Genomic DNA, 13,502 nt, shown 5'->3' with positions numbered 1-13,502 from the left:
TGATGAAATGGTTAGGACAACAAAAACTGATGACTTATCAAAAATCCATGCTGGCTATGGGAACTGTTATCAATATTCAAGTGGTTGCCTATGAAGAAGATCGACGAGCTGTTTTAGAAGACATCAATCGCGCTTTTTCCATTTTTTACGATATCGAACATCGGTTTAGCCGTTTTCGCTCTGATTCGGAAGTCATGAAGTTAGCCAATCGCTCAAATCAAGAGGTATTAGTCAGTGAAATGCTTTTCGATTTAACAGCCTATGCGTTAGAGTTAGCTGAATTAACAAATGGAAAGTATGATCCAACCATCGGGAAAGTCATGGAACAAAAAGGATTCAATCGGTTATACACGACAGGACAAACTTTTTCATCAGATGACGTACCACATACAGCCGTTCATTACCGTGACGTCCAGTTAAACGAGACGAATCGGACGATTTATTTGAACAAACCGCTTATTTTGGATTTCGGTTCTATTGCAAAGGGATTTGCGTGCGATCTTGCCGCAAAAGAGCTTGAAGCATGGGAAGGCTTTATGATGAATGCTGGTGGGGATGTGTTGGTATCTGGATTTAACGAACAACAAGAAGAGTGGACAATTGGGATTCGGCATCCCATTCACAAACAGACCAACATCTCGGTCATTCAAACGACTAATTGTGCGATTTGTACATCTGGAAGCTATGAACGGATCAGCCGTAATGATCCTCATACGCACCATTTGATTCTCCCTCAAACGAAACAGTCTGAACAAAGTTTGTTAAGCTGTACCGTCATTGCACCACTCGGTATGCTCGCAGATAGTCTCTCTACAGCTGCTTTTTTATTAGGTAGAGAAGGAGGTTATTCTTTTTTAGCCGAACATGAAATACCTGCCGTGATGGTGGATCAAGATGCTGATATGACCCTAACACCGGAGATGAAGGAGGTTCCATTATGGAATTACAGCCAGCACCAACCACAGACCAAACATTTTTGAAATCATCGCCTTCACTAAAAACCTACATTCGGACGCCGAAACGGTATGTCATTGCCATTCTTTTGGTTCTTCTAGCCGCCGGCAGTCTGCACACTGGATTTCTTAGTGGTCTCACTACAGTTGCCACCAGCATTGGGACAGCACTGATTCTTGACACTTTTATTACAAGAGTGATTCGAAAACGTCATAAACACACATTCCCTGATGGAGCTCTGCTCACAGGGCTGATTATTGGCATTGTTCTCAGTCCAGCCACTTCTTTTGCTGTATCTACTTTCACAGCCGCAGTAGCCATTTTATCTAAGCATGTCATCACTTATCAAAAGAAGCCGATTTTGAATCCAGCTGCGTTTGGTTTATGGCTCTCAGTCATTTTATTTTCTTCCAATCAAAGCTGGTGGGGCGGTATGTCTCTTCTACCTTGGTGGACCCTATTCCTTGTGGTGGTCGGCGGTTATTTGGTGACAAGCCGCGTACAAAAGTTCCCGCAAGTTTTCGCCTTTCTAGCCGCATACGGACTCATTCACCTCATATTGGGATTCATCGGCCTAACGGATGCTTCATCTGCTTTTATGACGCCCTACTTAAATGCCGTCTTGTTCCTTGCATTCTTTATGTTGACTGATCCACCTACTTCACCAGCAAAGAATCGTGATCAAATCATCTTTGGTATCCTCTGTGCTGTCGTTTCATGTGTGGACTTCTATTTATTTAACAGCTTATCCTACTTACTCACAGGGCTTTTATGTGCCAATGCTTGGAAAGCCTATCGAACGTACCAAACAAATCAAAAGCGACTGGCAATAAGGACGAAAGTCGTCTAAATAAAAAAACGGACATCGACTTTTCGACGTCCGTTTGACCATACATTATAAACGATAACGTGCAATATCTTGATTCAATCGCATGCTTAGCTCATTGAGCCTTTCTGCTGCCTTCGCCACATTGGAGATGGCGGTGACTTGTTCGTCTGTAGATGCAGTGATTTCTTCAATCGCTGCGGCATTTTCTTGAGAAATATGCGCTGCACCATGCATCGCTTTTGTGATGAGGTCGTTTTGTTCCAGTAATGTATTCAGCTCTTTTGCCATCGCATTCGTTTCAACGATGGTTTGTGAAATCGATGTAGAGATGGAATTGAATTCTTGTTCTGTTGCATGAACCGCTTCATCAAGCTCGGCAAAACGATCCATTGTTTTGGACATCATGCCAGCTGTAGCCGTCGTTTCTTCTTTAATGCCTTGAATCATCTGCTGGATTTGAACAGCTGATTGCTTTGTCTGTTCAGCTAAATTCCGCACTTCACTCGCCACAACCGAGAATCCTTTGCCATGCTCTCCTGCACGAGCTGCTTCAATGCTCGCATTCAGGGCCAGTAAGTTCGTTTCGTTTGAAATGCTTTCAATGGTATCTGTGATTTGAGAAATATCTTGTACTTTTGTACTTAACTGCTCAATCCCTGATCGAATGCCTTGAGATGCCTGAATGGATTGCTCATTTGATTGTTTTAATTGCTGGACAATTTGCTGACCCTGCTGGGAAGATTGGTTCGACTGGTCTGAAATTCGTTTGATCTGGTCGCTTTGTTCTTTGACGTTTTCAATGGATTGATTGAACTGAGTCATTTGTTGATTGGCTACCTCAAGGTCTGATGCCTGATGAAGAGTCCCTGTTGAGATGTCTCCAATCGCTCTGCCAATTTCTTCACTGCTAGCGGATGTTTCTTCAGAGATGGCGGATAGATCTGTCGCAGATTCGACGAGCTGGCTGCTCGTTTCCTGCAAACCGCTCACAAGTGCTCTAAGCTCTCCTGACATATGATTAAAGCCTTTTGCCAACTGCCCAATTTCATCCGAGGTTTCTTTTAAGCTGGTGCGTTCAAGATTGCCCGCCGCAATTTCTTTTGAAGCAGCCGTGACTTGCTTGAGCAGTCTTACTTTTCCTCGGGCTGCCAAATAAAAGACACCCATACTTAAAAGAGCGACACCTGCTGTAATGAGAATAATATAGAGCTTCATCTGCTCTAGTTCTTTATAAAATTCATCCTGAAATACAGCGATTCCTATACTCCAATTCCACGGTGTAAACTGGTTCATATAAGCGAGTTTTTGCTTTTCTTCCCCCGTGGCATCGTCTTTATCCATATAGGTGATATAGTGTGCATCCTCGCCTTTTGCTGTGGCGCCAGCGACCATTTTTTGACGATTTGTCGTGTTATCTGGGATGACGCCGATGTCGTTAACCGGATGAACCTGTGATGAATAATCGGCTCCATATGCGACAAGGTAGCCTTTATTTTTATAGATGAAATCTGATTTTTGAAATTGATACCCTTTGCCGTTGTCATTCTTCGGCCCGCTCAAGTATATACGGGCTTGTTCCTGCGCCTGTTCAAGCGTCAGTTCTTTTTTCTCCACACGGTCGTTCAATTGTTCAAGAGTAGCCATCGCCCCATTTACGATGTGTTTTAAATCTTCTTTCCCCGCATCAATTAATACATTTTTCGCTAAAAAATACCCCGTTGTTCCTACAAGTCCGCCTGTTAGAATTGTAATAACGATAATGGCTGACATCAATTGAAAAAAGACACTCCTTGAAGCAAACGCTTTCTTTTTCATGTTCTAATTCCCCCTTACTACATATATCGTCATGCAGGGGAAAGTATTAAAAAAGTCATAGAAAAAATCCCTTTCACGTTAGAAAGGGATCTCAGATTGTTGACAAAGGGCTAAAATTGATTTTAGCCCTTTGTCTTCTTTTCAGCGTGATAGAAAACCTTTGCAGACTAGGAAGGACGAGTATGGGAGCGGAGCGAATGAGAGATTCGTGAGCACCGGCACACAGGACTGACACCGAATGCGAGGGTTTGTCTATACGCTGAAAATCCCTTTCACGTTAGAAAGGGACTTTTTGATTATCGCTCGATTTCTTTGAGGATGGCTTGATAGAGATCGTCTTCAGGTTTGAGTCCACATACCTCTTGAAGCACACCTTCAATGCCTTTTTCTTTCCTTAATGCCTGCAAGCGAACCGCTTCTTCGTCTTCTGCAAAGTCGTAAGCCAAAGCTGCAGCGATCCCTTTGATTAAGTACACTGGCTGCTTGATCTTTTTCGCTGGACCGATTAAACGGTCATCTGCTCCCAGCTTTCTAAGAGGAGAGCGTGCGACACGAGTCACTTCATCGGAAATAAAAGCATTTTCAAATCGTTTGATGATTTTTTGAATGTACGCATCATGTTCTTCTTTTCGGAAGCCATATGCGTCAATTAAATAACTGCCCGTTTCATGAAGGGCACCTTCGACCACTTGACGAATGTCTGGTGTATCAACAGCTTCTTTAATGGTTTTTACGCCTTTCTGATACCCGACATAAGCCGCTAGTGCATGTCCTGTATTGACGGTGAAAAGCTTCCGTTCAATATACGGCGTCAAATCTTGGACAAAGGTCGCTCCGTCAATTTGAGGAACATCTCCAATAAAGCCCGTCTCATCAATGACCCACTCGAAAAATGGTTCAACCGACACTTTGAGAATGTCCTCATGGTGCTGAATCGGAACAATGCGGTCAACCGCAGCGTTTGGAAAGCCCACGGTTTGTGATATCGCTGCTTGCTCATCTGCTGTTAAATGAGAGAACACCGCTTCTTTTAAATGAGCACTTCCCCCAATCATATTTTCACATGCCACGATGTTGATGATATGGTCCGGCTTTTTTTGTTTTAATCCTTCAGCAATCGATGAGGCAATGATCTTCAATACGGCTGGTCCAACAGCTGTTGTAATCAAATTGGCTGTGGCAATCGCCTCTGTTAATGCTGCTGGATTTTGCGAAGAATTGATCGCTGATACGGGCCCGACGATTTCTTGCTTCTGCCCTGGTGCTGCGAGTTCAACCGTGTATTCTCCTCTTTCATTCAGCTCATGGATGACCGCTTCATTCACATCGGTAAAGACAAGCTCAAAGCCTGATGTCTTTAACAAAGATCCGATAAACCCTCTGCCGATATTCCCTGCTCCAAAATGAAGTGCCTTCATATTAGTTCACCTCATTAAAGATGGCGATCAGTTCATCCTGATCCTTTGCATGAATGATCCGTTCTACATTTTCTTCTTCTGAACAGACAATCGCAATTTGAGAAAGAATATCAAGATGCTCGTTGTTTTTTCCAGCAATCCCAAAGACGACTTTCGCCACATTTCCTTCACCATATTCAACACCATCTGGAATTTGGATAATCGAAATCCCTGAATGAAGGACAGCCGCTTTCGCATCCTCTGTTCCATGAGGGATTGCAATGCCGTTCCCCATAAATGTAGAAGAGATCTCTTCTCTTTCAAACATTTTGTCGACATAATCACTTGTGACATAGCCGTTTGCTACGAGGACTTCGCCTGCTTTTTTGATGGCTTCTTCTTTAGAACCTGCTTGTTCGTTTAGAAAAATATTGTCTTTAGAAAGTACTTGTTTCATACATGATCACACACCTTTTTTAGAATAAAAATCAGGAAAACAACCAAAACGGGGAGTTCAATTTGGAAAAATTGGACTCAACCCGTTTCGTCATGTTATTTTTTCAATTTCTCAATCAGCTCATCATATTTCGGGCTGTTTAAGAAATTATCCACTGAGATATGCACAGCGCCTGGCAGCTTTGCCTTTGCTCTGTCTGTTAAATCTTTATGAGTAAAGACCACATCCGCATCGTCTGGGATGTTGCTGATCGATGTGTTTGTCACATCGATATCAAGCTCTGCCTTTTTCACTTTGTTTTTCAGAATGGACGCACCCATTGCACTTGAACCCATCCCTGCATCGCAGGCAAAGATGATTTTATTCACTTCATCTGGATTGACATCACTTGGAGATGCTGCTTGCTCATTAGCTTCAGCATTTTCATTTTGTGCTGTAAGAGCAGCGGCTGCTGCACTTTTCTTGCCTTTCATGTCCTGCATCTTTTCTGTTGCTGCTGTTAAATCTTCGTCAACTTCTTTAGATGCTTTCAAAATGACCGATGCGACAAGGAACGATACGATAGCTGCTACGACAACACCTGCTAAAACGGCAAGGTGACCGCCTTTTGGAGACATCAGCATAAGCGCAATAATACTTCCTGGTGACGGCACAGCTTTTAATCCTGCATTTAATAATGTGAACGTCAGGACACCACTTGCTCCCCCTGCAATGACAGCCAAAATAAGTTTTGGTTTCATTAAGATGTACGGGAAGTAAATTTCATGGATTCCTCCTAAGAACTGAATGACAATGGCACCTGGTGCAGACTGTTTCGCATTTCCTCTTCCAAAGAACATATACGCAAGAAGAACACCTAAGCCTGGCCCTGGGTTTGTTTCAAGCAAGAACAGAACAGACTGCCCTGTCTTCGCTGCTTGCTCGACCCCTAACGGCCCTAAAATACCTTGGTTAATCGCGTTGTTTAAGAATAATACTTTTGCAGGTTCAATGAAGATACTTGCCAGCGGTAGTAAATGAGCATTGACAATGATATCTACACCTGCCGCAAGGGCTTTATTCAGACCTAGTACCACTGGGCCGATAGCATAGAATGCAATGGCAACAAGAATGGCACCGAGGATACCTGCCGTAAAGTTATTCACAAGCATTTCAAAGCCAGATTTGATTCGGTCTTTGAACAGCTGGTCGATTTTCTTAATAAGATAACCGCCCAGCGGCCCCATGATCATGGCACCTAAAAACATTGGAATGTCTGAGCCAACAATGACCCCAATCGTAGCTGTAGCACCGAGCACTCCGCCTCGATGGTCATAGACGAGTTTACCGCCTGTGTAACCAATTAAGAGCGGCAGTAAGTAGTTAATCATCGGTCCAACGAGTGTAGCTAATTGCTCATTCGGAAGATAACCACTTGGAATGAACAAAGCTGTAATGAGTCCCCATGCAATAAATGCACCAATATTCGGCATAATCATGCCGCTTAAATAGCTTCCAAAGCGCTGTACTTTCACGCGGAATCCGCTTTTTTCCTGCATCTGTGAAAACCCCTTTCTTCTCTCCCTTTATTTCGGGCTTTATAGGTCAAAAGATATAAGAACAAGAGTCAGTGAAGCCCTTATACCTATCGTAAAACGCTTTCACTTTCCCTTCAATTGAAACTAAATGTCACTTTGTCACTTAGTGTGTGACAAAATTGAAAAATGATGTGAATTCTCTTTCAGATCATAGAAGATAGTGGCTGAAAAGGTGAATCAGCCGGCATTTTCTCGAAAATTCATTGGAATTTCACAACTTTCAAATCGTCACTTCTTGTTTCCTCTACTTAAATCGAATAGGCTTATATTGATCAAACATTCAAGAAACGTCTGCGCAGACATGACATGACACAGAAAAAGTGAACCATCTTGCTATTTGTTTCGTTTACCTTTTAGAGTGGGCGGTACAATAGAAAGAGCGGTTTTTTCTGTGACTCACAGTTTACTGCCGCTTTCTTTCTGATACATGAGACATTTTCATAGGTAGAAAGGCGGTTATTCACATTGTTGAAATATAGTAAGTGGCTTCTGCTGCTTCTCTTCATGTTCTCATTTTTCATTCCAAAAGAAGCATTTGCTCATGCATATGTGGTGAGCTCAAATCCAGTAGCAAATGAAGAGCTGGATCAGCAGCCTCCTGCAGTCTCGATCACCTTTAGTGAAGGAATCGAAAGTGGATTTCATGCCATTAAGGTGTTCAATGCAAAAGGGGATCGTGTGGATCAAGGAGATACGGTCATCAAAGAGCAAAAGATCATGGAAGCAGCTTTAAAAAAGAATTTACCTAAAGGCATTTACACCATTCAGTGGAATGCGGTATCAGCCGATGGGCACTCTGTGTCTGGCATGATTCCGTTTAGTATCGGAAAAGCGGATGGAGGATTTGATCAATTAGATCAAGGACAATCAAGTGAATCCATCGATATGGCTTCAACCATTGACAAAGCCTTTCTGTATACGTCATTTAGCTTATTTCTTGGAACCATTTTATTTGGGCTTCTATGGTTTAAAGCGGCCATAACCGACGTTTTAGCCCGGCGAATGAAGCGACTTTTGACTGTTTCACTGATCATGATGGGCGGAGCACTCTTGTTCCAGCTACCGATTCAAACAAAATCAGCAGCAGACGTGTCCTTTTTAGGGGCATTTCAACCATCGCTTTTACAAGAAACCATTGCGTCGACTTCGGGCGGGAGTCTGTGGATGATGCTAATGGCGTCATTTGTTCTACTGACGATCTGGACAATTGTGGCGATGAAAAAAGGAAACTTCACTTCCTTCCGGGTATGGCTGTTTCCACTGCTCATTTTCATCGTGCTTCTTTGGCTGAAAGCACAAATCGGTCATCCAGCCGCTACAGATAATAAAATACTGACAACGTCACTCGATTTCATTCATCTCGTTTCTGCATCTATTTGGGTCGGCGGCTTAACAGCCATTGTCCTTCTTTTGATGAAGAAACTGCCGAATGAAGATCAGCCGCTCATACGCAGCACCCTGACAGCTTTTCATCCGTGGGCACTGCTCTCAGTTGGACTGATTGTGTTTTCTGGGTTTGTGAATGCGATTTTTATCCTGCAATCATTTGATGCCCTTTTCCAATCAGCCTATGGACGCACCTTCTTAATCAAACTTGGTTTATTTATCATCATGGGTCTACTTGGGCTCGTCCATTATTTGATGCTGAGATGGGAAAAGAAGCAGAAACGAAACGTATCTTTACGAGCAGAGTGGATCATTGGGATCGCTATTTTACTATTAACAGCCGTATTCACCAATATCCCAAGCCCTCCGCCGCCTGCACCAGAGCCATTCTTTGGAGCCAATCAGGTGGAGCATCGTGACCTTGTGTCTTTGAGCATTACCCCGAATGCTCCAGGTAAAAACACGTTCGAGGTGGCATTTACGAAGAAGGATGGACAAACGATCACAGACATTCAATCAGTGACAGCTAAGATCCACAAAGTCTCCTTGTTCGGTGATGAAACGCCAAACGAATTTCAGCTGAAACGATTAAAGAATGGACACTTCTCGGCTGAAAACCTCTTACTAAATGAAAAAGGCACTTGGAAAATTGAGATTCATGCATTAACTGGTTCTTTTGACAACATCGATACGACATTCATTAGAAGAAACTAAAAGGAGTTCATATCATATGAAAAAATACGTTAAAGCTTTATTACCAATGCTTCTCGCTTCATTTTTACTGGCGATTCCTGTGAGTGCACACGTGACAGTCAAACCTGATACATCTGCAACGAATGCTTGGGAAACCTATACGTTAAAAGTACCTTCTGAAAGCGACAGTCCGACAACAAAGGTTGTCATCACGATGCCTAAAGGCGTAGAATTCCAGCAATACGAGCCAGTGCCTGGCTGGAAAACAACAACTGAAGAGAAAAACGGAAAAGTCACAAGAGTCACTTGGGAAGCAACTGGCGATGGTGTCCTTGCTGGCCAGTTCCAGCAATTCGTGTTTGTCGCAAAAAACCCTGAAAAAGCCGGCGAAGCGGCATGGGATGCCTATCAATATTACAAGGATGGAACAGTAGTTGAATGGACTGGCGACAAGGACGCTGATAAGCCTCATTCGATCACAAACATTGTTGCGTCTAATACCGTAACGGATTCACATGGTCAAGAAAAACCAAAAGAAGAAAAGGCATCTGAAACAGCCTCTTCTTCTTCTTCACCACTTGTTCTTGGTCTGTCCATTGCAGCCTTAGTTGTGGCATTAATTGCACTTGGACTTACTTTTAGAAAGAAATAAGCCTTACATGAGCGATCGTTTTTTCAAGCGGTCGCTTTTTATTTTCCCAACCTATCATTTCCAATATAGGATTGAATAGGATACTCGTGCATGCCATAATGAGACACATGACCACCTAGGAGGCTATGAGATGAACCATCTAATCATATTTGCTCATCCCCAGCAAAGCTTAAATCAAACCCTATTAGATCTTGTTGTAAGCACTCTTTTGAACAATGGTCATGATGTGACGGTTCGTGATGTGTATAGCATTGGCTTTCCGCCAGAGCTGACAACAGCAGAAAAGGTTGCCATGAGAAACGGACATGTGCCGGTACCGGTTCAAAGAGAGCAGAAGCTGATTCAACAAGCTGATGTCCTCACGTTTATCTTTCCAATATGGTGGACAGGCTTGCCGGCGATGCTAAAGGGTTATGTGGAGCGCGTTTTTTCAGAGGGGTTTGCGTATGAGATCAATGAAAACGGAGTGGTGAAAAATCTGCTTCGAGACAAAAAAGGGGTCATTATTAATACGCATGATGCACCGAGGACCTTTCTTGATTCAAATATGATCATCACCCCCAGCCATCACATGACGACAGATACAGCCGCCTTCGATCTGATCGGCGTTCAGCCAGTCGAACGGCTCTTATTCAGCAGCATGGAACAAGCATCTGCAGACGACATCCACGAGATTCTCAAAGAAACAAAAGAAACGGTGGATCAACTTTTCCCACCGGCTGTTTAACATAAAAAAACTGCCGAGGCTTCTCGGACAGTCACAGATTGTTGACAAAGGGCTAAAATGAACTTGATTTTAGCCCTTTGTCTTCCTTTTCAGCGTGATAGAAAACCTTTGCAGCCCTAGGAAGGACGAGTACTGGAGCGGAGCGAATTTGGCATTCGTGAGCACCAGCACGCAGGACTGACAAAGAATGCGAGGGTTTGTCTACACGCTGAGACTGCCGAGACTTCTCGGACAGTCTTTTTCACATGTTATTCGTCTAAACCAATTGACACATATTTTGTTTCTAAATAAGGCTCGATGCCTTCGATGCCGCCTTCACGGCCAATACCGCTTTCTTTCATACCGCCGAAAGGTGCCTGCACAGCGGATGGTCCCCCGTCATTCCAGCCAATAATCCCGTAATCTAGATTCTCAGATATATAGAGACCATTGCGGTAATTCTCTGTAAAGAAATAAGCCGCAAGTCCAAAAGGTGTATCATTTGCTAATTCAATGGCTTCATCTAATGTGCTAAATGTCGTAATGGGTGCCACTGGACCAAACGTCTCTTCATGCATAATGTTCATTGAAGGATCGACATGAGTTAGCACCGTCGGCTGAACAAAATAATACGACTTCTCATCGTCAAAATGTGTATCGCCACCGACAAGAACTTTCGCCCCTTTATCCACGGCATCTTGAATTTGTTCGACAATTTTATCGAAGCCTCGCTTATTGATAATCGGTCCGATGGACGTGCCTTCTTCAAAACCATTTCCTACTTTCAGCTTTTCCACTTCTTTGCTGAAGCTTTGCGCAAATGCTTCATGAATTTCTTCATGGACAATTAATCGATTGGCACAAACACACGTCTGACCTGCATTACGGAATTTAGATGCCACTGCTTGTTTCACAGCCAATTCAAGGTTGGCGTCCTTATCTACGATCAGCGGGGCATGACCGCCAAGTTCCATAGAAACGTGTTTAACCGTGCTCGCACTGTTTTTGATGAGATGTTTTCCAACTGGTGTTGAGCCAGTAAACGTGATCTTGCGGATCAATGGACTATCTGTCAAGATTTCCCCCACTTCCTTTCCATCTCCAACCACCCATTGCAAGGCATCCTCTGGAATTCCGGCTTCATGGCCTAATTTCACAAGCTCAATGGCCGTAAGCGGCGTGTCTTCAGCAGGTTTCACGATAAACGTACAGCCCGCCGCAAGCGCTGGTGCCGCCTTCCTTGTAATCATCGCCGCAGGGAAATTCCATGGTGTAATCGCCGCAACAGGACCGACTGGCTGTTTTGTGACAAATAGGCGTTTGTTTGTCGTATGAGATGGGATCGTTCTACCGTAAATCCGCTTTGCTTCCTCTGCGTACCACTCAATATATCCAGCGGCATAGACGATTTCCCCTAATGCTTCTTGATACGGCTTCCCGTTTTCTTCTGTGATGATTTTTGCAAGTCTTTCTTTATGCTCGATCATGAGATCAAACCATTTGCGAATGATATTTGCACGTTCATGGGCCGACGTTTTTGCCCATGTTTTGAATGCTTTGTGTGAGCGAGTGATCGCATCTTCAATCTGTTCTTTTGTATGCTGAGCAACTGAGGCAATTTCTTCTCCGGTTGCAGGATTATACACTTTGAGTTCGTTTGTCATGCTCTACCTTCTCCTTCGTTCTTGGATTCATTACATATAGTATATACCCAATGAGTGCCCAACCTAAAAGCAATATCCATTCAGCTGGCCATGATAAGGAAGCCGGCATCCCTGGAAAATAAAATGAAAGAAAAAGGAAACTAAGGCCAATGGCTAAAACGCCGGTCGTCCGCCAATATTTAATGCGGTATGGACGCTCAAGCTCAGGTTCTGTCTTGCGAAGTTTCATAAAGGCAATGGACACAATCAAATACCCAACGATGATGCCCACACCGCCTGCATTGACAATCCACACGAGGGCAGGGCGGCCAAGTAATGGTGCAAAAAAGGCCAATGCACCTAAGAACAAAATGGCATTTGTCGGTGTTTTATACTTCGGATGAATATACGCAAACCATTTGGAAATCATGCCTCTTTCCGCCATTGCGTAGAGGATACGGCTTGCACCAATGATAAATGCATTCCAGCTCGTCACAATGCCTGCTACACCACCAATGACAAGCACAGTCCCAAACGCCTGATGACCAAGAAGCTGTACCATGGCATCTGCTGTTGCCAGTGATGAAGCCTCAAGCTGACCTTTTGACAATCCTGCCGCTACTCCAAAGACAATGAGTAGATAAAATACAACCGCACTCACAATGGAGATAATCAAAATTCTCCCGATGATCTTCTTAGGTGCATTAATCTCCGCCGCTACCTGCGGGATGACATCAAACCCAACGAATAAAAAGGGAATCATCACTAACACAGCCATCAGACCGCCAACCCCGCCCTGAAACATCGGCTCAAGGTTTGCAAAATCTCCATTAAATGTAGCTCCGCCTAATAGAAGAAAACCTGTCAGGATAATGGCCACTGTGAACACCGATTGAAAAATGGCAGCAGGCTTTGCGCCAATGTAGTTCAGAGCTGTTAAAAACAGCGCACCGCCAGATCCAATCAACACCCATGTAAAGTAAACATCCCATCCTCCTATATTCCATAGGAAACCAACATGCTGTGTTGGAATGACATAGTCAATGACTGTCGGAAGTGCGACCGCTTCAAACGTAATCACGGACACATAACCGAACAATACGCCCCATGCGGAGACAAACGCTGATTTGATCCCAAATGCCCGCTGGACAAAGACGAGTCCTCCGCCTGTTTCTGGAATCGCAGAGGAAAGCTCTGCATACGTTAGTCCAATAAAGATCACGAGAATGCCCCCTATGACAAAGGCAATCACACTTCCTAAAAATCCAGCTGTTAAAATCCAATCTCCCGAAAGTACAACCCAGCCCCAGCCAAGCATTGCACCAATGGATAAAAACAGTACGTCTGACTGCGACATGGTTTTAGCCATTTGTTGTTTTTGCATACAACCATC

General features: G+C 43.8%; 11 protein-coding genes. 5 read left to right on the top strand and 6 right to left on the bottom strand.

Annotation, left to right across the window (positions count from 1 at the left end):
• The first annotated feature begins 2 nt into the window (after window positions 1-2).
• Both FBF75_RS16095 and FBF75_RS16090 read left to right on the top strand, forming a co-directional pair.
• On the top strand, window positions 3-980 hold the full coding sequence (locus FBF75_RS16095) for an FAD:protein FMN transferase (protein WP_052320635.1): 978 nt from the start codon (window positions 3-5) through the stop codon (window positions 978-980).
• The gene (locus FBF75_RS16090; protein ID WP_136944932.1) at window positions 938-1,804 is read left to right on the top strand and encodes an RnfABCDGE type electron transport complex subunit D; all 867 of its coding nucleotides are present in this window, start codon (window positions 938-940) and stop codon (window positions 1,802-1,804) included. Before FBF75_RS16095 ends, FBF75_RS16090 begins: the two co-directional genes overlap by 43 nt.
• A 45-nt stretch (window positions 1,805-1,849) precedes the next feature.
• Here FBF75_RS16090 and FBF75_RS16085 read toward each other — a convergent pair whose 3' ends face one another.
• The 4 genes from FBF75_RS16085 to FBF75_RS16070 all read right to left on the bottom strand — a co-directional run bounded on the left by FBF75_RS16085 (window position 1,850) and on the right by FBF75_RS16070 (window position 6,990).
• Window positions 1,850-3,598 (bottom strand): methyl-accepting chemotaxis protein, encoded by a 1,749-nt coding sequence (locus tag FBF75_RS16085; RefSeq protein WP_136944931.1) that lies wholly within the window; start codon window positions 3,596-3,598, stop codon window positions 1,850-1,852.
• 296 nt (window positions 3,599-3,894) lie between these two features.
• Window positions 3,895-5,016, bottom strand: a complete 1,122-nt coding sequence (locus tag FBF75_RS16080) for a mannitol-1-phosphate 5-dehydrogenase (protein ID WP_136944930.1) — start codon at window positions 5,014-5,016, stop codon at window positions 3,895-3,897.
• Between the two features lies 1 nt (window position 5,017).
• Window positions 5,018-5,452, bottom strand: coding sequence for a PTS mannitol transporter subunit IIA (locus FBF75_RS16075; RefSeq protein WP_019743148.1), 435 nt, complete (start codon window positions 5,450-5,452; stop codon window positions 5,018-5,020).
• A 95-nt stretch (window positions 5,453-5,547) separates the two neighbouring features.
• On the bottom strand, window positions 5,548-6,990 hold the full coding sequence (locus FBF75_RS16070) for a PTS mannitol transporter subunit IIBC (protein ID WP_046342665.1): 1,443 nt from the start codon (window positions 6,988-6,990) through the stop codon (window positions 5,548-5,550).
• Window positions 6,991-7,494: 504 nt separating this feature from the next.
• On the opposite strand from FBF75_RS16070, the gene FBF75_RS16065 reads away from it, so the two are divergent.
• The 3 genes from FBF75_RS16065 to FBF75_RS16055 all read left to right on the top strand — a co-directional run bounded on the left by FBF75_RS16065 (window position 7,495) and on the right by FBF75_RS16055 (window position 10,487).
• Complete coding sequence (locus FBF75_RS16065; RefSeq protein WP_136944929.1) at window positions 7,495-9,129, top strand: copper resistance CopC/CopD family protein; 1,635 nt, start codon at window positions 7,495-7,497, stop codon at window positions 9,127-9,129.
• 16 nt (window positions 9,130-9,145) lie between these two features.
• Window positions 9,146-9,760 (top strand): YcnI family copper-binding membrane protein, encoded by a 615-nt coding sequence (locus FBF75_RS16060; protein WP_136944928.1) that lies wholly within the window; start codon window positions 9,146-9,148, stop codon window positions 9,758-9,760.
• Between the two features lie 130 nt (window positions 9,761-9,890).
• Window positions 9,891-10,487 carry an NAD(P)H-dependent oxidoreductase gene (locus FBF75_RS16055; protein WP_007498130.1) on the top strand — a complete coding sequence of 199 codons (597 nt, stop codon included), beginning with the start codon at window positions 9,891-9,893 and terminating at the stop codon, window positions 10,485-10,487.
• 248 nt (window positions 10,488-10,735) lie between these two features.
• Here FBF75_RS16055 and FBF75_RS16045 read toward each other — a convergent pair whose 3' ends face one another.
• Complete coding sequence (locus FBF75_RS16045) at window positions 10,736-12,130, bottom strand: NAD-dependent succinate-semialdehyde dehydrogenase (RefSeq protein WP_136944927.1); 1,395 nt, start codon at window positions 12,128-12,130, stop codon at window positions 10,736-10,738.
• Complete coding sequence (locus FBF75_RS16040) at window positions 12,105-13,493, bottom strand: APC family permease (RefSeq protein ID WP_008347228.1); 1,389 nt, start codon at window positions 13,491-13,493, stop codon at window positions 12,105-12,107. Before FBF75_RS16040 ends, FBF75_RS16045 begins: the two co-directional genes overlap by 26 nt.
• Between the last annotated feature and the right edge of the window lie 9 nt (window positions 13,494-13,502).

It is taken from the genome of Bacillus sp. S2(2019) (genome assembly GCF_005144805.1).
GTDB classification, from domain to species: domain Bacteria; phylum Bacillota; class Bacilli; order Bacillales; family Bacillaceae; genus Bacillus; species Bacillus altitudinis.
The sequence above is the reverse complement of the archived record's forward strand: the minus strand, read 5'-3'. Positions and strand labels throughout refer to the sequence as shown.

What these genes read in the sequence shown, in the direction of transcription:
- FBF75_RS16095 (WP_052320635.1), top strand. Translation starts at nt 3, where the DNA reads ATGAAATGGTTAGGACAACAAAAACTGATGACTTATCAAAAATCCATG.
- FBF75_RS16090 (WP_136944932.1), top strand. Translation starts at nt 938, where the DNA reads ATGGAATTACAGCCAGCACCAACCACAGACCAAACATTTTTGAAATCA.
- FBF75_RS16085 (WP_136944931.1), bottom strand. Translation starts at nt 3,598, where the DNA reads ATGAAAAAGAAAGCGTTTGCTTCAAGGAGTGTCTTTTTTCAATTGATG.
- FBF75_RS16080 (WP_136944930.1), bottom strand. Translation starts at nt 5,016, where the DNA reads ATGAAGGCACTTCATTTTGGAGCAGGGAATATCGGCAGAGGGTTTATC.
- FBF75_RS16075 (WP_019743148.1), bottom strand. Translation starts at nt 5,452, where the DNA reads ATGAAACAAGTACTTTCTAAAGACAATATTTTTCTAAACGAACAAGCA.
- FBF75_RS16070 (WP_046342665.1), bottom strand. Translation starts at nt 6,990, where the DNA reads ATGCAGGAAAAAAGCGGATTCCGCGTGAAAGTACAGCGCTTTGGAAGC.
- FBF75_RS16060 (WP_136944928.1), top strand. Translation starts at nt 9,146, where the DNA reads ATGAAAAAATACGTTAAAGCTTTATTACCAATGCTTCTCGCTTCATTT.
- FBF75_RS16055 (WP_007498130.1), top strand. Translation starts at nt 9,891, where the DNA reads ATGAACCATCTAATCATATTTGCTCATCCCCAGCAAAGCTTAAATCAA.
- FBF75_RS16045 (WP_136944927.1), bottom strand. Translation starts at nt 12,130, where the DNA reads ATGACAAACGAACTCAAAGTGTATAATCCTGCAACCGGAGAAGAAATT.
- FBF75_RS16040 (WP_008347228.1), bottom strand. Translation starts at nt 13,493, where the DNA reads ATGCAAAAACAACAAATGGCTAAAACCATGTCGCAGTCAGACGTACTG.